Below are 20,194 nucleotides of genomic sequence, written 5' to 3'. Positions count from 1 at the left end.
TTATACGCCCTATTTGTTTTTATGCTTACTTTTTTTCTTCATTTGATTCCTGTTCCTTTTGGCCTTGCTGTTTTTATTCCCTCGCTTTTCTTCTTTTTCTTTATAAGCATTTGGAGGCCCCTTCTTTTCATGAAAGGCCCCTTTAAAATCAGGGTCGTGTCCTCTTTTTTGTTTATCTATTTCCCTTTCGTATGCCTGTTTTTCTTCAAAAGGAGTTTCATGTAGGGTGATGTCACCCGGAATTGGCTGCTCATTTACAATCATTCGTATGATTGTTTCAATTTTTTCGAAGTGAAACGCTTCAGCAGGATTTATAAAGGTTGCTGCTTTGCCCTCATTTTCTGCTCTTCCTGTTCGACCAATTCGATGGACGTAATCTTCGTAAATTAATGGCACATCAAAATTGATTACATGACTAACCATACTCACATCGAGTCCTCTAGCAGCCACATCCGTAGCTACCAGTATTTTTACCTCTCCTTTTTTGAAGTCATCCATGCTGTTGATCCTTGTATTCTGACCTTTGTTGGCGTGAATCACCCTGATACTTCCTGAATGATGATTCTGGAGGTATTTATAGACCGTGTCAGCATTGATACGAGATTTGGTAAAGATGATTCCTCTTTCAAAACCCTCCTCCATCACAAGTTTTTCAAGCAGGCTTAACTTTGTTTTAATATTTGGGACATAATATTTTAATTGTGCGATGGTTTCCGCAGTGGTTGCTTGCGGAGCGACTTCCACTCTTTCAGGGAATTCCAGAAAATCATAAGATAGGTTTTCTACCCGTTGGCTAAAGGTGGCAGAGAAAAGTAGGTTTTGCCGCTTAACGGGAATGACTTCAAGGATGGCTTTAATTTGTGGAAGAAAGCCCATGTCAAGCATTTTATCAGCTTCGTCCAAAACCATCGTTTTGATGTCCCTGGTGTAAATTTCTCCTTTTTGGTAAAGGTCATTGAACCTGCCTGGGGTGGCAATTATTATGTCAACACCTTCCTGAAGCTTTTCTATCTGTGGTTTTGGGCCAAGACCCCCATAAAGGCATACGTACCTTAGATCAGTGTATTTACCAAACTCCTTAATGGCTTCTTCAATCTGCATAACCAACTCCCTGGTGGGAGCCATAATCAATGCCCTGGGGTGGTGTCCTTGCGCATACTTTACTTTAAAAAGTAGGGGCAAAACATAGGCAGCAGTTTTACCAGTGCCTGTCTGTGCAATTCCCAAAATATCATGACCAGCCAGCGCCAATGGTATTGCTTTTTCCTGAATTGGTGAAGGTTTTTCATACCCCATTTCCTTCACAGCATTTAAAAGTTGGTTATTGAGCTTAAAATTATCAAAAGATGGTAGCTGATCGGACATGATTTTATAAATTTAGGAAAATATTAAGAGGTGTTTCGACCCATGCACCTACCCATTAAAAACAAATGCTATGAAAAGAATACTAATCCGTAATGCAAATATAGTAAATGAAGGTAAGATTATAAGAGGAGATGTATATATAAAGGAGGGGTTGATCTTTTCAGTTGGTGGTGATTTGTCAGGATACGAAGCGGATATAGACATAGATGCCAGTGGAAAGTACTTATTACCAGGTTTAATTGATGACCAAGTTCACTTTAGAGAGCCAGGATTAACCCACAAAGCAGAGATCTACACTGAAAGTAAAACGGCGGTTTCAGGAGGTGTTACGAGTTTTATGGAAATGCCCAATACGATTCCTCAAAGCACCACCCATGAGCTACTGGAGGAAAAGTATGCCAATGCTGCTCAAAAGTCACTGGCGAATTATTCTTTTTATCTAGGGGCTACAAATGAAAATATTGAGACCATAAAAAGTGTGGATGTTAACAATGTCTGTGGGGTGAAAGTCTTTCAAGGCTCCTCTACAGGCAATATGCTGGTAGACAATCCCAAGAGTCTGGAAGCGATATTCAGAGATTGCCCTATTTTGATCGCTACGCACAGTGAGAATGACAATATCATCAAGGAAAACTTAGAGCGTTATAAGAAAGAATATGGGGAAAATATTCCTGTAAAGCTTCATCCAAAGATCCGTTCGGAAGAGGCCTGTTACGACGCTTCCAAGATTGTAGTAGATATGGCGCGAATGTATGGTACTAAGTTACATGTGTTGCACATCAGTACTGGAAAAGAGGTTGGTTTGTTTGATAAAAACCTACCCTTGTCAGAAAAAAGGATTACGGCGGAAGCCTGCATTCACCACCTGTGGTTTTCTGAAGAAGACTATGCCACAAAAGGGAATTTTATCAAATGGAACCCAGCGATCAAAACGGTGGAAGATAGAGAGAGCATATTGAAAGGAGTCTTGGAAGGGAATATCGATGTGATCGCCACAGACCATGCTCCACATACGATAGAAGAAAAAGAGCAATCCTATCTTAAAGCACCTTCGGGAGGGCCACTATTGCAACATGGCTTAGCAACCTTACTTGAAATGTACCATGATGGTAAGATTAGTTTAGAGCAAATTGTGGAGAAAACGAGTCATAACGTTGCCATATTGTTTGAAATCGAAAAGCGTGGATATTTAAGGGCAGGTTATTTTGCTGATCTAGTTTTGGTAAATTTGGATGATCCTTGGGAGGTCAAGAGAGAAAATGTAATTTCAAAATGTGGGTGGTCACCTTTTGAAGGTCAAAAGTTTCGTTCTAAAATAACGCATACCATTGTGTCTGGACATTTAGCCTATGAGAATGGTGTCTTTAATGAAGAAAAAAAGGGCGAAAGGCTTAAATTCTCAAGAAATGTGTAGCTAGGTATTGCGTGACTGAAAAAAGCATATTACCTTTGCATTCCCATCTGATAAAAGAATCAGTAAAGGATTAAAAATGGTGATTGTAGCTCAGCTGGTTAGAGCGCTGGTTTGTGGATCCAGAGGTCGCCGGTTCGAACCCGGTCTTTCACCCAAACCCTCCCTATTAATAGGGAGGGTTGTTTTTTTTATAACTGCTTTTACATTTAACTGTCCAAAGCCTTGAACCTATAAGGTGAATTCATGTCAAGGAGTTGCGTTTCCACTCTTTTGCTTGTTGAATGATTGAAAAGCAGTGAGTTAGGGTGTGCTCAATAAGCTTGATAACTGGCTATGCCCATAGGTTATGCTATCTTCAGTAAGTGGCATGTTATTTGATTAGCGTCCGTTGTAGAATTCATTTAATTAAGTAGATCATGTTTAAGTTACTTCAGCCTTCAAAAAAAAGCCCCAAAATAAGATACATTAACCTAAATCAGGTTCAGATGTATATGATTAAGTTTGAGGAATCAATCAGAAATTTTGAAAAAATTCAAAAGGAAAGCGCTTGATAGGTATATAAAATATTTAATTCCAAAGGGACTCTTGTTGAGTTCCTTTTTTTTTGCTCAAAAATTGAGTTTGCCGCTATCATTTTACTTATTTGCTGTAGTTTTTATATTAAATATTTTTCTTTACGAAGTATTAAAGTATTTTTATAAAAACCTCAAACTTTTGTTTAAATGAGCTATATACACTTCGATAAGACTCAACTCATCAACCTTAATTACTCTTTGGATAAGGAGATCATAAGATCCAACCCATTGGGTTGCTATACGAGTACAACGATTATCGGCTGCAATACCAGGAAATATCATGGACTCTTGGTTGCCCCACAACCTCAAATAGACGGACAGCTTCATGTGTTACTATCCAACGTGCACGAAACGATTGTTCAAAAAGATGCTGTCTTTAATTTGGGCATCAATAAATACCCAGGTAATTATTCTCCCAGAGGCCACAAATACCTTGAAGATTTTGATTCCGAGCCAATCCCTAAGCTAACTTATAGGGTTGGAGGAGTGATTTTAGAAAAGGAAATTATTCTAGACTCCACTGAGGATAGGGTCATGATTAGGTATACTTTGGTGGATGCAGTTGTACCAACGATATTAAGGATTAACCCATTTCTTGCTTTTAGGGGGTACCATGGTCTTTCCAAAGCAAATACTTACGTAAATAAAAAAACTAAAAAAATAAAGAATGGTGTACAGGTCAAGCTCTATGATGCCTATGATCCGCTATCCATACAGATTTCAAAAGCCAATGACTTCGTTCCAGTACCAGATTGGTTTTATAATATTGAATACATAAGAGAGATTGAGCGTGGATATGATTATCAGGAAGATTTATATGTTCCTGGATACTTTGAGTTTGAGATGGAGAAAGGAGAGAGCATTGTTTTTGCTGCAGGACTGAAAGTAGCGGAAACAGATGAACTTCATTCCAAATTTAACGAAGAAATCAATCGACGTATTCCTAGAGATAATTTCGAGAACTGTTTAAAAAATTCTGCCGGGCAGTTTATTAGCCGACGTGACGGTGAAACACGCGTAGTGGCAGGGTACCCTTGGTTTGGTTGGTGGGGAAGAGACACCTTTATTGCATTGCCTGGTTTAACTTTGACCATGGGCGATACACAAACATTTCTAGATGTAATGGATTCGATGTCCAAAGATTTGCAGGGAGCGATGTTTCCAAATGTAGGCAGTGGGGTATTGACCAATATGAATTCCATAGATGCTCCATTGTGGTTTTTTTGGACATTACAACAATATATTATTTTTACTGGAGACAAAGAAACCATCAAATCCAAATACATAGAAAAATGTAAAGGGATTATAGACGGCTTTAAGAGGGGTACTGTATTTAAAATACATGTAAAGGAAAATGGCCTAATTAGTGGAGGAGTAGAAGGAGTTGGATTAACTTGGATGGACGCTGTCACAAAAGAAGGACCTGTCACTCCTAGGATTGGTTCTCCAGTGGAAATCAATGCTTTGTGGTACAATGCTTTGTGTTTTTACCATGAATTGACAGGGGATGAGGAAGTGCTCGAACTGGCAGATAAAGTTGCTTTATCCTTTGTGGATGGATTTTGGTCTGAAAAGAAAGGCTATCTGGCGGATGTAATAGACGAGGAAGGAAAAGACTGGTCTATAAGGCCAAATATGGTTTTTGCTACTTCATTGCCTTATAGCCCATTGTCCAATGAGCAAAAAGACAAGGTTTTGGAGATGGTTAAGGCCAACTTATTTACCAATCGTGGTCTTAGAACTTTAGCACCTAGTGATCCAAGATACAAGGGCTATTATAAAGGAGACCAAAATGAAAGAGACAATGCCTATCATCAAGGCACTGCCTGGCCTTGGTTATTGGGACATTTTGCTGAAGGGTACCTGAAATTACATGGCAAGCAGGGTAAAAAACTGGTAGAAAATATGATCAGTAGCTTTGATGGTGTGATGACCCAGTACGGGGTAGGAACTATTGCTGAGATTTATGAAGGAGATCCCCCCCATAGACCAAAAGGGGCCATATCGCAGGCATGGAGTGTAGGCGAATTGTTAAGGATGAAATATTTAATCAACAACTTGTAAAGAACCATCTATGAAAGTATTAATGTTTGGTTGGGAATTTCCTCCTCATATTTCCGGTGGCTTAGGTACGGCCTGCTACGGACTAGTAAAGGGAATGGAACACCACAAACAAGACCTGATTTTTGTTGTTCCAAAGTTGTGGGGGGATGAAGATCCATTGGCGGAGTTTGTAAACGCGAGTGAAATTGAAATAGATTATCGCGAACGCCGCTTTCGGGACATTTGGAAAAGCCTCACCTATCTTGAAGTAAGCTCTTTTTTGGTGCCTTACTTAAGCCCTGAGGAATATCATAACCATACCGAACGTTTGTTAAAAGATCAGGATGAACTTGAATCTGGTGTGCTGGCTAACAAATTTAACTTTAGTGGGAAATATGGTAAAGACCTTATTTTGGAAGTGTCCCGTTATGCCTTGGTCGCTGCACAGATTGCCAAGGATAAGAAATTCGACCTCATACACGCCCATGATTGGCTTTCTTTTCCTGCCGGAATTGCGGCCAAGAAGATAAGCGGAAAACCGATGATAGCCCACGTTCACGCCACTGAGTTTGATCGCTCAGGCCAAACCGTGAACCAAAGAGTGTATGATATTGAAAAGGCGGGAATGGAAGCAGCCGATAAAGTTATAGCTGTAAGCCAACTTACAAAAAACACTATTGTTACCAAATATGGTATACCAGAAGAAAAGGTGACTGTAGTGCACAATGCCGTTTTAGATGCCAGTATAATAAAGTCAAATTTTGTAAAGCAAGTGCCTGAAAAAATTGTCACCTTTTTAGGCAGGATAACCTTCCAGAAAGGACCTGAGTATTTTGTGGAGGCCGCAGCAAAAGTAATTGAAAAGGATGAAAATGTCAGGTTTGTGATGGCAGGATCAGGTGATCTTCTGAACCGAATGATTCAAAGAGTTGCTGAATTGAGGATAGGGACAAAATTTCATTTTACTGGATTCCTCAAGGGAGATGATGTGGACAAAATGTTTGCCTTAAGCGATGTATACGTCATGCCGTCAGTATCGGAACCCTTTGGGATTTCACCCTTGGAAGCCGTTAGACATGGCACACCTGTGATCATTTCCAAACAGTCGGGAGTAGCAGAGGTGCTGCAAAATGCTGTAAAAGTTGATTTTTGGGACATTGATGCCATGGCGGATGCTATTTTTGCGCTATTGCATTATAATGGAATTTCCAAAATGTTTCAAGAAATGGGAAGAGAAGAACTAAAAAGGCTCAAATGGGAGCACGTTGCCGAAAAGGTAATTGGGATTTATAAGCAAACCGTTAACCAATAGAATATGAGAACCATTTGTTTTTATTTTCAAGTACACCAACCCTTTAGATTAAAACCTTATCGCTTTTTTGAGATAGGGGATGATCATGATTATTGGGATGACTACTCGAACAGAAACATCATGAATAAGGTAGCCAAAAAGTGCTACCTGCCTATGAACCAACTTTTGTTGGAATTAATCAGGAAACATGATGGAAAGTTTAAGGTATGCTTTTCCCTGTCTGGGACTGTTCTCGACCAGATGGAGGCTTATGCGCCGGAAGTATTACATAGCTTCCAGGAATTGGTGGCCACAGGGCATGTTGAATTACTAAACGAAACCTACGGACACTCTCTGTGTGCCCTCAAAAGTGAAACTGAATTTAAGGACATGGTAAGCTTACACCAGGAAAAAATTCAGCATCACTTCAATGGTTACAAACCTAAAGTTTTCAGGAATACCGAGCTGATTTATTCAGATAATATCGGAGAAATGGTGGCAAAAATGGGTTTTGAAGGCATATTATCCGAAGGAGCCAAGCATGTTCTGGGATGGAAAAGTCCTAATTTCGTTTATGTTAATGCTAAAGAACCTAAACTTAAGGTGTTACTCAAAAACTTTAGGTTAAGTGATGACATTGCTTTTAGATTTGGAGAAAAAGCATGGAACGAATACCCGCTAACCACTGACAAATTTATAGGCTGGCTGAACCAGGTGCCCAAAGACGACGAAGTCATCAACCTGTTTATGGATTACGAAACCTTTGGTGAACACCAATGGAAGGAAACAGGAATTTTTGAGTTCATGAAAAAACTTCCTGATGCCATATTACACCAAACAAATTTCAATTTCTCCACGCCTTCAGAAGTGATTGCGAATGCGTCTCCTGTGGGACAAATAAATGTTCCCACTCCCATTTCTTGGGCAGATGAAGAGCGCGACCTTACCGCATGGTTAGGGAATGACCTTCAGGATGAAGCGTTTGATAGGCTTTTTGAGTTGGAAAAACAGGTCAAAAGATTGGATGATCAGGACATTAATAAAGATTGGCGCTACTTGCAGACAAGTGACCACTTCTATTATATGTGTACCAAGTTTTTCTCCGACGGAGACATTCACGCTTACTTTAGCCCTTATGAAAGTCCCTATGAAGCATTTATAAATTATATGAATGTACTTAGTGATTTTATCCTAAGACTGAAATTAGCAGAAAAAGCCAAGGCATAAGCTATTTTTACCTTTCAATACAATTGCAAGCATCCCTGGATTTAGGGATGCTTTTTGCTTTTATTGGAAACTGTACAAGACCTGGCTACCCTTTTCAGGATCCAATACTATATTGGCGAAAACTTCTATTTCTTGCTGCAATTCTTCTACGTGGCTTATGATGCCCACTATTCTATTTTCATGACGAAGTGCTTTTAAAGTCTCAAAAACAATTCGGAGTGATTTCTTGTCCAATGCACCAAAGCCTTCATCAAGAAAAAAGAAACTTTGGTCCGCTTGATTAAGTGATTTGACTTTTTCCGCCAATGCCAATGCCAGACATAAGGATGCCTGAAAAGTTTGGCCACCAGACAAAGTCTTTAATAATCTCTTTTTGCCTTCATTCAAATAGTCCACCACCCAAAAAGTATTGTTGGCATCAATCTCTAGTCGTAGGCTATTTTTGGTAAGTTGAGTAAATCTTTTATTTGCCGTGTTACACAATTCTTTGAGGTAAATACTACTGACATATTTCACAAACCCACTGCCTTTAAAGAGTTGCTCTAATTCTTTTAAATTGGATGCCCTGTTTTCCATGGCATCAAGTACTTTCATCAAGCCTTTTTTTGTCTCTAATTTTTCCTGCAGGTCTGAAATGTCCCGGTCCAGATTGATTTTTCCCTTCTTAACACTTTCGAGTTCGGTTTTTTTGGTGTCACAGTCTTCCTTAAGGGAATCAAAATGAGTTTGGTCAAAGTTTGAAATGCCCTCCTCGGCTTCTAATGCGGCCAAATGAGACTTTACAATAGAACACTCTTTTTCATAATCTCTAATCTCACGGTCAAATTTTTCTTCGTCGAGGTTACTACTAAAAAGTTTTTCCAACAGAACTTGATCCGTTTGACCCAACTTGATTTTTAATTCACCATATTCTTTGGTTAACCCCTCTAATTTAAGCCCTGCCTCTTCTTTGTCCTTTTTGAAATTTTCCAGGTTGGCCAAGTTGGTCGCTGCATCATTGCGTTTTTCCTTCAACACTTTCTGTTTTCCATCCAATAAATTGGCAGTATCTTCAATGTCTTTTTGTACAGAATTAATTGTTTGTCGGATGGTTTCAGTAGAAGATTCCATGTAGCCATTGCTGAAATTTGGGTCATTTACTTCTTCTTCCTTTGCTTTAAGTGTGCTTTTCTGTTCTATTGTTTTTTGCTCTTCCGCTCTCAATTGCTGCTGACCATTTTCAATTTGTGTTCGGAGATTTTCCAGCTGCATTCTATGTTCTTTGGCCGTTTTACGAAGGGACTCTTCTTTTTGTATTTGATCAGTAAGGTTATTAAGTTTTAATTTTAAATCTTCAAGATTGTTCACACCTTCATCTACCAGGCTGGTTTTCAATTTTGAAAACTGAAGGTTTAATGTTTTTAAATCATGCTCTTTATCAGTGCAAAGCTTTGATTGATTGGTCCGTTGAAGGTTTTGATCATAAAGTTGACGGGAAAGTTGCTGGATCTTCTCCAATGTCTGCTGGGAATCATTTAGCTGCTGGTTGTATGCGGCTACTTGCTTCTCTGTCTGATCGGTTGAAAGGGGTATGGGATGGTGTACCGAGCCACATAGGGGGCAAGGCTCACCTTCTTTTAAATTTTTAACATGGGCTTGTAAGGCTTTATTTTCGATTAACTTTTCTTTGGCTGTCGCTATTGTTTTAAGGTTATTGTTTTCCCAACTGGCCCAACCTTCCAAGTCATTGAATTTGTCTGGGACAGTAGCGGTGATTTTTTCCTCCCTGCCTTTTATGATCTCAATCTCCGATTTGATCTGGTCTAAAGCATGCTCTAGGTTGCTTTTATTTTCCGTGAAAGTATTCCAATCCTTGATGTCGCCGGTAAGCTTTGCCAGTTGGGTGCTAGTTGCTTGACTCCTACTATTGTCCAATTCATGATCAAGAATAGAAAGTTGTTTCTCCAGCATCTTTTGCTTTTCCAAGTCTTCATTTATTCTTGGTTGAAGAGAAGCTACCTTATTCTGGGCTTCAATAAGTCTTTTTTTAATGACTTGAATCTCCAATACCATTTTAAGATCCCGGATTTTAGCCTCTCGCAAAGGTCTTTTTTCAGCTTTTTTTCTTAGCTCTCTTTCCTGATCTTCTAGTTTGTGGATATCCTCAGAATAGGTCTCCTTAAACCTATTGCAATTGACCAGTCCAGTAGTGGCCTTTTCCAATTCCATTTTCCAATCTTTTATCTGATTCCAGATAGGACGTAGGTGGCTATTTGCTTGGATGAAGGCTTTCAGTTCTTTCTTTTTGTCTTCAATCTCAGTTTCACGGGTTTGAAGTTGTGCCCATTGTGATTTGAAATCAAGTAGTTGTGTGTGCTTCTTTTTTATAGCTTCAAGTGACTGTAGTTTTATGTAGGCTTTTTCTAAACTTTCTTCAGCATTTTTGACAGTTTCTAAGAGGTCTTTTCTTTTTTGAGCCTTCTCTTTTAAAACTTCCTCAGAAGAATCTCCTAATCCTTCCAATTGGGTTTCCAATCGAATCAGTTCGTTTTTCGCCGTTTTCAATAGACTCCCTGTTTTAGCAGACAAGTCAAACCGCTCCAAGCCAAAGAGCTCCTTCATCATTTCTGCTCTTGGGCCAGGTGTTAGGTCTATAAATTCCCTGAATTTACCTTGGGGGATAATTACTGTTTGTTTAAAATGCTCCTTTTTCATGCCGATGATCGCTTCGGCATTTTGATGAACAGGTGTAATTTCTTCTCCCTCCTTGATGTAAAAAGTGTGTTCAGCAGGTTTGATCTCTTCAAAGTTTTTGGCATTCCTTTTCACCGAATACCTCGCCAAATAATGATGGCTATTATTTTTCCCAGCCCTAAATTCAAAGCTGATCAATAATTGATTGCTCTGAAGGTTGACCATACTGTTCTTTTCTCCTCTGTCGGAAAGCCTTTCTGTACTGCCGTACAAAGCCAGCAAAATGGCTTCTAAAATGGAAGATTTACCACTGCCAACTGCACCAAAAATACCAAACATGCCCGCAGCAGTAAGTTTTTCAAAATCTATGGTTTGCTCTTCTTTGTAGGAGTATAATCCTCGTATTGTAAGCTTTAACGGAATCATATATTTTTGTCTTGACTAAGAATCTCTTTAAAAACGGACATTAATTCCTCGTTAGGTTTCTGACCTTTTTCACTTTCGTAATACATGTTAAACAAACTGGTCATGTCTTTCTCTAAATCTTCTACCTGCAATTGGTTATTTGCCGCCTCATCGAGGTTTTTGATTTGAGGAATAAGGTTGATGATCCCATCATGCGCTTGGAGTATACTTTTTCTGGTGGCCGCATCTATGGAATTCTCTGTTTCGTAGGTCAACTCCACAAAGCAATAGGGGTTTTCCTTCAGCCATTGCACAGCTGTCGTTAGTTCGCTGAATTTTTTGCGCTCCAATTTTCTGCCCTGCTTCAGTGAGATAGGTCTATAACTTACTGTTTTTCCCGGCTCACCTTGTATAAGCACCACTTGTTTTTCTTGTCCTGCTTCGCTAAATGAATAGGCTAGTGGAGAACTGGAATATACCACAGGAAATGGGTTTTTGGTTGTGGCGTGGTAGCGGTGCAAATGGCCCAATGCAGCATATTGGATTTGATGAGGTATATTAGACGTATACAAGGCTTGAGTGCCTCCTACATGCAGTATGGGGCGCTCACTTTCCGGTTCCGGTTCTGGTTTTGCCCCTTCTTTTACAAAGAAAAAATGACCTATGAATAAGTTTACACCTAAGGTGTCACAATATTGGTCAGCAAGAGCGGTCCATTTATCTTGCAATACATTTCTCAATTCATTTTCTCTATCGCCTTCACCAAGGTAGGTGCGTAAGGATACTTCATTGGCATAGGGTGCCAATAGGATGCGAACAGGGAAATCCCACTGTGGTAATTTCAGCGAAACGAATCCCTTGTCGGAAGCGACCACTTCAATTCCACTGTCAAGTTTCCCTGTTGGGATAATGGTGTCGTATCTACTGTAAAAAAATATACCCATTTCTCTTGCCAGTGGATCTGGCGCTTCTATAAACTGGGTGCTGTCATGGTTGCCTGATATGGCGACAATGGGTCTTTGCCCATTTTTAGATAGCTTTCGAAGGGTTCTGTAAAGTAATTCGATGGCTTCATGGCCTGGATTAAACCCATCGAAAATATCCCCGGCAATCAAAATTAAATCGACCGCTTCTGTATCTGCAATGGCTGTGATTTCCTCTAGCACAAGTTTTTGCTCTTCCAATCTTGAGGCTTCTTGAAGCCTTTTTCCTAAATGCCAGTCTGCAGTATGTAATATTTTGATTTGCATTATTTTGAAAAGCTATTATGAATATTGATAATTAAGGCCAAAATATCTAATTTTGTGCTGGTATCAGGTCAATAACAGTAAATTTTCGCCCGTTCCTTATCTCCAAAGCCTTGGCGGAGCCAATTCCACTGATTCTCTGGTGCTTCCACCATTAGTATCACCGTCCTTGTATAACCCGAGTTAAACATGGTTAAATTTACGGTAAAGACAGACGGGGACAAGCGCATTTCTTTATTTTTGAGGTAAATTCTATAAGGAAATAAAGGATTGCGTTCAATTGTAGTGTTCGTACAAGGGATTCAAATTTGCTGTTCAAGATTTGCCAACAATGTCTGAAGGTCCTCTAGCATGTCTTGTATTCCTATTGGTTTAATTCTTTGATAGGTGGTTTTATTTAGTTTGGATTTCATATTAATTTACGATTTTGATGAACAATTCCATTGAATACATTGAAAGTCAGACGCTATGGACCAATTGGAATAATTATTGTATGTAGTAAAATTATTATGAAAAGAATTTTGGCTATATGCCTATTGCTTACCTTAGGTTTTGAAAGTGCTACATTGGCGCAATCGCCTTTCTCTTCCCCAGATTCACTATTGATTATTCAAGAAGGAGTGGCAAGTTTTTATGGAACACGGTTTCATAAACGCAAAACAGCCAATGGTGAAGTGTATGACATGTGGGAATACACTGCAGCACACAAGCACCTGCCTTTCGGCACTTTGTTAAAAGTAACAAACCAACAAAATGGATTAGAGGCAATCGTCCGTGTCAATGATCGTTTGCCCAAGAGTTCAAGACGTATAATAGACCTTTCAAAAGGAGTTGCAGAACAACTAGAAATGGTAAGTGATGGCATTGTTCAGGTCAAGCTTTCACTTTTGAGTGAGCAGGCTGTCGAATGGGTGCGAGGCCAATACAAGAAAGTTCCGAAAGACATTCGTCTAAGAAGTTTCCAGCCTGCAATTGCCTTTCAGAGGGATGAGGAGGAATTGATGAAGCTCGAAAATAAGGCCTTCTGACTCAATGCTAGCTCAAGTGGCTTTAGGATATTTTCCTATTTGATTCCTATAGGTTTAATGCTTTCTTATTACCCGGGAATTCAGGATTAATATTTTTATGCAGGAGAATTCAGTAGGTGATTTTTCGTTTGCCACATTCTTTATTGTCGGAATTAGATTCACCCTATCCTTTTTTATTGAAATAGTGAATTGAATCTGTTGTCTTGATAACCTGTTTCAAGTCAGTAGTTTTATAAACGAAATTTTAATTTTTTTATACTAAAACAGCCATTAAAATAGCCCTTTTTAATTTAAATAGGCCTTTGTTTTATGTTATGTCATTACATTATATTGCTTACTTTTGATGACTTAAATTCCCCCTAAATAAATCAATATTATGAGCAAAGTGAGAGCTAAAAAACATTTGGGTCAGCATTTTCTGAAAGACTTAGATATAGCAGAGAAGATAGCAGTGTCGCTTACTGGCCATATGGACAACAATGTTGTGTTGGAGATTGGGCCGGGAATGGGTGTGCTCACTGATTTCCTAATTGAAAAAAACTGGGATTTAAACCTTATTGAGATAGACAAAGAGTCGATTACCTTCCTCAATAATAAATACAGTTCAGACAAGCTTAATATCATGGAAGGTGATTTCCTGAATTTTGATTTTAGGGAAAAGTTAACCGGTACCCATGCGATCATAGGGAATTTCCCTTACAATATATCCAGCCAGATTTTCTTTAAAGTGTTGGAAAAAAGACATCTGGTAACTGAAGTAGTTGGTATGTTGCAAAAGGAAGTAGCGGAAAGGATGACTTCAAAGAAAGGCAATAAAACCTATGGTATTTTAAGTGTATTGCTTCAGGCTTATTATGATGTGGAATACTTGTTTACGGTGCCACCTGAAGTTTTTGATCCCCCACCCAAGGTCAACAGTGGAGTAATACGCATAAAGCGAAATGGAGTGGAAAAGTTGGATTGTAATGAAAAGCTGTTTTTTAGACTTGTTAAACAAGCCTTTAGTACAAGAAGAAAAACGCTAAGAAATGCGCTAAAACCTATGGGACTCTCTGAGGAATTCAAAGCAGATCCGGTTTTAGACTTGAGAGCCGAACAGCTTGGGGTACCTGAATTTGTTTTATTGACCCAAAAACTTGAAGAAGATTGGAAAGAATAAAAGCATTTGAGCTGTCCAGGGAATACCTGGAGGCACTAAAAGAGAATATTACCGGCGAGCACATAGTATCCATTCAGGAATCTATGCAAGATGCCAATAAAGCAGATGTAGCGGCCTTATTGGATGAGCTGGACATGATGGAGGCGCTTTTTGTATTAAGGGCCCTCGATCCGGATTTTTCCGCGGATATATTGATTGAGCTGGATGAAGATCCCCAGTACAAAGTCATCAAGGCGATGCCGCCAGAAGAACTGGCCACGCTTATAGATCATATGGATTCCGATGATGCGGTAGATGTATTGAATCAGTTGGTCGTAAATGATCGTGAGGCCGTTATTAGTCATCTTGCTACCAAAGAAAAGTCCCTCCATATTATTGAGCTTCTTCGTTATGATGAAGACAGTGCTGGGGGGTTGATGGCCAAAGAGATCATCAAAGCCAACCTGAACTGGACAGTGGTCCAAACGATAGATGAAATAAGAAGGCAGGCTGAAAATGTAGAAAAGATCTTCAGCATTTACGTCGTTGATAATAAGGAACAATTGCTGGGTCGGGTAGCCCTGAAAAAGTTAATTCTTGCCTCTTCGGATACGAAAGTGGCAGACCTCTACGAAGACAACCTTATATCAGTGCCTACCTATATGGAGGGAGAAGAAGTCGCAGAAATAATGCGTAAATATGACTTGGAAGCTGTGCCTGTAGTGAACGTAAAAAATAAACTCGTTGGAAGAATTACCGTGGATGATATCCTGGACTTGATAAGAGAACAGGCGGAGGAAGATATCCAGGCAATGACTGGTTTCTCGGATGATGTAGAAGAATCTGATTCCGTTTATAGACTTTCCAGGGCCCGATTGCCTTGGCTTTTAATAGGGATGGTAGGAGGACTGTTGGGGGCAGGATTTATAGGTTTCTTTGAAGAGGGACTAAATGCCGTAACGGCGCTGGCTTTTTTTATTCCATTGATCACCGCAACTGGTGGAAATGTAGGCATTCAGTCTTCTACTTTAGTCGTACAGAGTCTGGCCAATAGATCCGTATTTGAAGATAGTTTGACCAAAAGGTTGCTCAAAGTGTTTCTAGTTGCGGTTTTAAATGGCCTGGTTTTGGCTTTGTTTGTAATGGCGACAGTTGTTTTTCTATATGACAAGGATGTCAAGTTCGGTTTGGTTGTAAGTATCGCCTTATTTAGCGTGGTTTTGTTGGCTTCCTTTATGGGGACAATTACCCCTATTGTTTTAGATAAATTGGGGATCAATCCGGCGATGGCTTCAGGACCTTTTATCACTACCGCCAATGATCTATTGGGATTAGGCGTGTATTTTATGGTAGCCACATTGTTATTGAATCTTTAATAAACGCATGAAAATATTAATCATTGACCAGATGCATGAAAGCATCGTCCCGCTCTTGGAAGAAAAGGGGTACGAGGCACATTATAGGCCAGATATAGATAGAGAGGGTATTCTTCAAATATTATCCGATTATCAAGGGCTTGTTATTCGTTCCAAAACACCCATTGATAGGGATTTACTGGTAAAAGGAATTAATTTAAAGTTTGTTGCACGAGCGGGTGCAGGCCTGGACAATATTGATTTGGATTACCTGGAGCAAAATGATATTGCACTTTATGCTGCCCCGGAAGGTAATAGAGATGCAGTTGGAGAACATGCTTTAGGGATGCTTTTGGCTCTGTTCAATCATTATGTACAGTCTGATAGTCAGGTAAGGCGTGGTGTTTGGGACAGAGAAGGGAATAGAGGCGAAGAGCTTTTTGGTAAAACGGTAGGTGTTTTTGGTTTTGGGAACATGGGGGCTGCTTTTGCACAGCGGCTTAAAGGTTTTGGTGTGAAAGTACTGGCCTATGACAAATACAAGAAGGGTTTTGGCAATGAATTTGTTGAGGAATGTAGCTTTGAAACCATTCAGGAAAAAGCAGATGTTTTAAGTATTCATGTGCCACTGACGGAAGAAACGAAAGGGTTTTTCACTACCGAAATTATCAACGGGTTTAACAAACCATTATACCTGATCAATACAGCACGTGGAGAGGTCATTAGTTTTGAAACCTTGAATGAAGGACTCCAGAATGGGAAACTAAAAGGGGCTGCTTTAGATGTGCTGGAAAAAGAAAAACTCCAGAACTTAACTGTTGCTGAGAAAAAGTCGTTTGAGCAACTAACTGGCTTTAAACAGGTGCTTTTTTCACCGCATGTAGCAGGGTGGTCCAAAGAGTCTTACTACAAAATAAATGAAGTGTTGGTGGCTAAAATAGCGGGTCAATGGCATGGTTAAAGGCTTAATAAAAGATAGTTAAATTGTAAAATATGAATTCTTATTTTATCTTTGCCAGTACAAAATAATGGAAGCATAAGGAAACGGTCTCAATGTTGTGGCCGTTATTTTATTTATATACGAGGTTAACAATTAATTGATATGGGAAGCATACAATATTATACCGAAGAAGGGTTACGGAAGCTCAAAGAAGAGCTTCAGTTCCTGAAAACCAAAGGCAGAACAGACATTGCCAAGCAAATCGCTGAAGCCAGAGATAAAGGTGACCTAAGTGAGAATGCTGAATATGATGCAGCCAAAGATGCACAGGGTCATTTGGAATTGAAGATTGCCAAATTGGAGAATGTCGTTGGTAATGCTAGGGTATTGGACAACTCCAAAATGGACAACTCTAAAGTAGGAATTCTTTGCACAGTGAAGATAAAAAATGTAAAAAATGGCATGACTGTTTCTTACATGCTTGTTTCTGAAGAAGAGGCAGACTTGAAAGCCAATAAAATCTCATCGGCATCTCCTTTTGGAAAAGGCCTTTTAGGTAAGAAGGTTGGTGAAATTGCTCAAATTCAAGCCCCTGCAGGTTTGGTTGAATTTGAAGTTTTGGAAATCAGCTTATAATTTTTTAATCCCGGTTGCGATGCATCGGGATTTTTTTGTGATCAATAATTAACTTCCCCAATTATGCCTTCTATTTTCACAAAGATAATCAACAGAGAAATTCCAGCAAATATCGTTGCTGAGGATGAACATCATATTGCTTTTTTAGACATCATGCCTTTGGTAAAAGGCCACTTGCTCGTGGTGCCAAAACAAGAGGTCGATTATATTTACGATTTGGAAGATGAGTTGTACGCCAGCCTCCATCTTTTTGCCAAAAAAGTAGCCAAAGCCCAGGAATCGGTCATCAAATGTACCCGAATAGGTGTCGCCGTAATAGGCTTGGAGGTGCCTCATGTGCATATCCATTTGGTGCCTCTTAGGAGCATGGATGATATTAATTTTAGCAGGCCGAAACTTAAATTGGAAAAAGAGGAAATGGAAGATATAGCCTCAAAAATTAAGCAAGCTTTCGATCGAGCTGATTGACAGGGGTTTTCCTTTGCTTCCCATCCGGCGGCTGAGCGGAGCCGAAGCCTTAGGGTAATGCGAACGTCAGATCTACCCCTTCGACCCTGTAGTTCTTTCACTTTTTATCTTCTCAGGGAATCTCTTGAAGCTGTTCAACACCTTCAGTGTTGAGTGTAGGTGTGTTTGTCTATCCCGTGGGTTGCCACCCACGGCTATTATAGTTCAGACCCTTCAGGTCTGTTTTTTTAAGAAAAGTTGATCATTTTATTACTATAGTCATTCCAATCGGATCGTCATTGGGAATCCATTCGGTCAAAAAAGGTCAACAACCTCCTGGCGGCTGAGCGTAGTCGAAGTAATTGGAAATGTGAACTTCAAACCTACCCCTTTCGAATCCGCTCAGGGTCCGGTTATTTAAACCAATATGCTTAGCTTTAGTGAAAAGTGAAGAGTGGAGCTGGGTTTTTATTGCTTTATTTCCCTTGGGAATCCTAAGAAGCCTACAGGGCTTCAACAACAATAACCACGGGTGAAAACCCGTGGACAGCCGATCAACCATCATCTTTCCAACCCCGTATGGGGTTGAACAGGTCCCGTAATTAGTTTCTAATAATGCGCATATCCGTGATAATCGGTATGGTTTCGGGAAAAAACAAAGTTTAACAAAATACTATTGTCCCATACAACACATCAATGTTTATTAAATCATTCGGTTTAAATTGGTTTCCAACCCTTTATCTGGAATTTTAGAGTGAGTTTGATTAAGTTCAGAAATCATTCTTAAAGTATTAACCCCAAATATTATTTTGGAAATTCATCTTTTTATTTCGGGAATTGGCAAGGGCTGATTAACTTTGCGCATGGCAGAACAGATTTTAATCCTAGACTTTGGTTCTCAATACACGCAGCTAATCGCCAGACGTGTTAGGGAACTGGATGTATATTGTGAAATTCACCCCTTCAATAAAATCCCCCCTATCACCCCAGACATAAAAGGAATCATACTTTCAGGCAGTCCATGCTCTGTTAGAGACAATGATTCGCCTGATCTGGATATTGATGCACTTCGCGGTAAATTACCAATTTTAGGCGTATGCTATGGCGCACAGCTAATGGCACAGAAGTACGGTGGAAATGTAACCCCTTCAGAAATTAGAGAATATGGAAGGGCCAAAATTTCCCATTTGGACACCCATTCCAAGCTTTTTAGGGAATTGACACATGATTCCCAAGTGTGGATGTCTCATGGAGATACCATCAAGGAATTGCCTGAAGGGTTTGATGTCATCGCCAGTACGCACTCGGTTAAAATAGCCGCTTATAAAGTACAAGGTGAAGAAACCTACGGTATTCAGTTCCATCCGGAAGTGACCCATTCTACAGAGGGAAAGAATCTCTTGAGAAATTTTGTGGTTCAGATTTGTGACTGTGCACAGGATTGGACTTCAGATGTATTCATAGATGCCACCATCGATTCGCTAAAAGAAAGCATAGGCAAAGACCGTGTAGTAATGGGTTTGTCTGGTGGAGTGGATTCATCAGTAGCAGCTACCTTAATCCACAGAGCAATTGGTGATCAATTGACTTGTGTCTTTGTGGACAACGGTCTTTTACGAAAGAACGAGTATGAAGAGGTACTGGAGTCTTACAAAGGAATGGGGCTAAACGTCATTGGTGTAGATTCCAAGCAAAAATTTTACGATGCCCTTGCAGGAATCTCTGATCCTGAAGGAAAAAGAAAAGCCATAGGTAAAACATTTATTGAGGTTTTTGATGAGGAAGCACATAAAATCAAAGACGTCAAATGGCTAGGACAAGGCACCATTTATCCTGATGTGATAGAATCGGTATCCGTGAACGGTCCATCTGCAACCATAAAATCCCACCACAATGTGGGAGGGCTTCCAGATTTCATGAAACTTAAAGTAGTGGAGCCACTAAATACGCTTTTTAAGGATGGTGTAAGGGAAGTTGGTAAAGCCTTAGGGATCTCAGATGCCATCATTGGCAGACACCCTTTCCCTGGTCCGGGACTTGGGATTAGAATTTTGGGAGATGTTACTCCAGAAAAGGTGCGAACGCTTCAGGAAGTAGATTATATATTCATTCAGGGATTGAAAGATGCAGGCCTATACGATGAAGTATGGCAGGCTGGATCCATGTTATTGCCAGTGCAATCTGTAGGGGTGATGGGTGATGAAAGAACTTATGAAAGAGTGGTGGCGCTAAGAGCAGTGTCCTCTGTAGATGGAATGACTGCGGATTGGGTTCATTTACCTTACGATTTCTTAGGAAAGGTATCCAATGACATTATCAATAAAGTGAAAGGTGTCAATCGGGTGGTGTATGACATCAGTTCTAAACCACCGGCAACCATAGAGTGGGAATAAAAAAATAACAGAAAAAC

14 protein-coding genes and 1 tRNA gene are annotated in these 20,194 nt (G+C 39.8%); 12 read left to right on the top strand and 3 right to left on the bottom strand.

Annotated features, from left to right (window positions below):
- Positions 1–9: 9 nt before the first annotated feature.
- The gene (locus AAC073_RS06300) at positions 10–1,365 is read right to left on the bottom strand and encodes a DEAD/DEAH box helicase (RefSeq protein WP_339923000.1); all 1,356 of its coding nucleotides are present in this window, start codon (positions 1,363–1,365) and stop codon (positions 10–12) included.
- A 70-nt stretch (positions 1,366–1,435) separates the two neighbouring features.
- On the opposite strand from AAC073_RS06300, the gene AAC073_RS06295 reads away from it, so the two are divergent.
- From AAC073_RS06295 to AAC073_RS06275, 5 genes are all read left to right on the top strand, one after another.
- Positions 1,436–2,779, top strand: coding sequence for a dihydroorotase (locus tag AAC073_RS06295; RefSeq protein ID WP_339922999.1), 1,344 nt, complete (start codon positions 1,436–1,438; stop codon positions 2,777–2,779).
- Positions 2,780–2,857: 78 nt separating this feature from the next.
- Positions 2,858–2,933, top strand: a tRNA-His gene (locus AAC073_RS06290).
- Positions 2,934–3,501: 568 nt separating this feature from the next.
- On the top strand, positions 3,502–5,418 hold the full coding sequence (locus AAC073_RS06285) for an amylo-alpha-1,6-glucosidase (protein WP_339922998.1): 1,917 nt from the start codon (positions 3,502–3,504) through the stop codon (positions 5,416–5,418).
- Between the two features lie 10 nt (positions 5,419–5,428).
- A complete protein-coding gene (locus AAC073_RS06280) occupies positions 5,429–6,709 on the top strand; it encodes a glycosyltransferase family 4 protein (protein WP_339922997.1) in 1,281 nt (426 codons plus the stop codon).
- 3 nt (positions 6,710–6,712) lie between these two features.
- Entirely contained in the window at positions 6,713–7,915 is a 1,203-nt protein-coding gene (locus tag AAC073_RS06275; protein WP_339922996.1) for a glycoside hydrolase family 57 protein, read from the top strand.
- Between the two features lie 60 nt (positions 7,916–7,975).
- Here the strand turns inward: AAC073_RS06275 and AAC073_RS06270 are convergent, their stop codons facing one another.
- Positions 7,976–11,014: an SMC family ATPase gene (locus AAC073_RS06270; protein ID WP_339922995.1), complete on the bottom strand. Its 3,039-nt coding sequence runs from the start codon at positions 11,012–11,014 to the stop codon at positions 7,976–7,978.
- Positions 11,011–12,243 carry an exonuclease subunit SbcD gene (gene sbcD, locus AAC073_RS06265; RefSeq protein WP_339922994.1) on the bottom strand — a complete coding sequence of 411 codons (1,233 nt, stop codon included), beginning with the start codon at positions 12,241–12,243 and terminating at the stop codon, positions 11,011–11,013. The genes AAC073_RS06270 and sbcD overlap by 4 nt, the downstream gene beginning before the upstream one ends.
- A 506-nt stretch (positions 12,244–12,749) precedes the next feature.
- Between sbcD and AAC073_RS06260 the strand changes: the two genes are divergently transcribed.
- The 7 genes from AAC073_RS06260 to guaA all read left to right on the top strand — a co-directional run bounded on the left by AAC073_RS06260 (position 12,750) and on the right by guaA (position 20,177).
- On the top strand, positions 12,750–13,268 hold the full coding sequence (locus AAC073_RS06260; RefSeq protein WP_339922993.1) for a septal ring lytic transglycosylase RlpA family protein: 519 nt from the start codon (positions 12,750–12,752) through the stop codon (positions 13,266–13,268).
- Positions 13,269–13,644: 376 nt separating this feature from the next.
- Complete coding sequence (gene rsmA, locus AAC073_RS06255; protein WP_339922992.1) at positions 13,645–14,427, top strand: 16S rRNA (adenine(1518)-N(6)/adenine(1519)-N(6))-dimethyltransferase RsmA; 783 nt, start codon at positions 13,645–13,647, stop codon at positions 14,425–14,427.
- The gene (mgtE, locus tag AAC073_RS06250; protein ID WP_339922991.1) at positions 14,415–15,782 is read left to right on the top strand and encodes a magnesium transporter; all 1,368 of its coding nucleotides are present in this window, start codon (positions 14,415–14,417) and stop codon (positions 15,780–15,782) included. Before rsmA ends, mgtE begins: the two co-directional genes overlap by 13 nt.
- A 7-nt stretch (positions 15,783–15,789) precedes the next feature.
- Positions 15,790–16,722, top strand: coding sequence for an NAD(P)-dependent oxidoreductase (locus tag AAC073_RS06245; protein WP_339922990.1), 933 nt, complete (start codon positions 15,790–15,792; stop codon positions 16,720–16,722).
- A 141-nt stretch (positions 16,723–16,863) separates the two neighbouring features.
- Positions 16,864–17,337 (top strand): transcription elongation factor GreA, encoded by a 474-nt coding sequence (greA, locus tag AAC073_RS06240; RefSeq protein ID WP_020893299.1) that lies wholly within the window; start codon positions 16,864–16,866, stop codon positions 17,335–17,337.
- Positions 17,338–17,400: 63 nt separating this feature from the next.
- Positions 17,401–17,805, top strand: coding sequence for an HIT family protein (locus AAC073_RS06235; RefSeq protein ID WP_339922989.1), 405 nt, complete (start codon positions 17,401–17,403; stop codon positions 17,803–17,805).
- Between the two features lie 842 nt (positions 17,806–18,647).
- Positions 18,648–20,177, top strand: a complete 1,530-nt coding sequence (gene guaA, locus AAC073_RS06230; RefSeq protein ID WP_339922988.1) for a glutamine-hydrolyzing GMP synthase — start codon at positions 18,648–18,650, stop codon at positions 20,175–20,177.
- Positions 20,178–20,194 lie beyond the last annotated feature (17 nt).

It is taken from the genome of uncultured Cyclobacterium sp., assembly GCF_963977555.1.
GTDB lineage: Bacteria > Bacteroidota > Bacteroidia > Cytophagales > Cyclobacteriaceae > Cyclobacterium.
The sequence above is the reverse complement of the archived record's forward strand: the minus strand, read 5'-3'. Positions and strand labels throughout refer to the sequence as shown.

Excerpts from the sequence above, each read along its gene's own strand:
- AAC073_RS06300 (WP_339923000.1), bottom strand. The coding sequence starts at position 1,365 with ATGTCCGATCAGCTACCATCTTTTGATAATTTTAAGCTCAATAACCAA.
- AAC073_RS06295 (WP_339922999.1), top strand. The coding sequence starts at position 1,436 with ATGAAAAGAATACTAATCCGTAATGCAAATATAGTAAATGAAGGTAAG.
- AAC073_RS06285 (WP_339922998.1), top strand. The coding sequence starts at position 3,502 with ATGAGCTATATACACTTCGATAAGACTCAACTCATCAACCTTAATTAC.
- AAC073_RS06280 (WP_339922997.1), top strand. The coding sequence starts at position 5,429 with ATGAAAGTATTAATGTTTGGTTGGGAATTTCCTCCTCATATTTCCGGT.
- AAC073_RS06275 (WP_339922996.1), top strand. The coding sequence starts at position 6,713 with ATGAGAACCATTTGTTTTTATTTTCAAGTACACCAACCCTTTAGATTA.
- AAC073_RS06270 (WP_339922995.1), bottom strand. The coding sequence starts at position 11,014 with ATGATTCCGTTAAAGCTTACAATACGAGGATTATACTCCTACAAAGAA.
- sbcD (WP_339922994.1), bottom strand. The coding sequence starts at position 12,243 with ATGCAAATCAAAATATTACATACTGCAGACTGGCATTTAGGAAAAAGG.
- AAC073_RS06260 (WP_339922993.1), top strand. The coding sequence starts at position 12,750 with ATGAAAAGAATTTTGGCTATATGCCTATTGCTTACCTTAGGTTTTGAA.
- rsmA (WP_339922992.1), top strand. The coding sequence starts at position 13,645 with ATGAGCAAAGTGAGAGCTAAAAAACATTTGGGTCAGCATTTTCTGAAA.
- AAC073_RS06245 (WP_339922990.1), top strand. The coding sequence starts at position 15,790 with ATGAAAATATTAATCATTGACCAGATGCATGAAAGCATCGTCCCGCTC.
- greA (WP_020893299.1), top strand. The coding sequence starts at position 16,864 with ATGGGAAGCATACAATATTATACCGAAGAAGGGTTACGGAAGCTCAAA.
- AAC073_RS06235 (WP_339922989.1), top strand. The coding sequence starts at position 17,401 with ATGCCTTCTATTTTCACAAAGATAATCAACAGAGAAATTCCAGCAAAT.
- guaA (WP_339922988.1), top strand. The coding sequence starts at position 18,648 with ATGGCAGAACAGATTTTAATCCTAGACTTTGGTTCTCAATACACGCAG.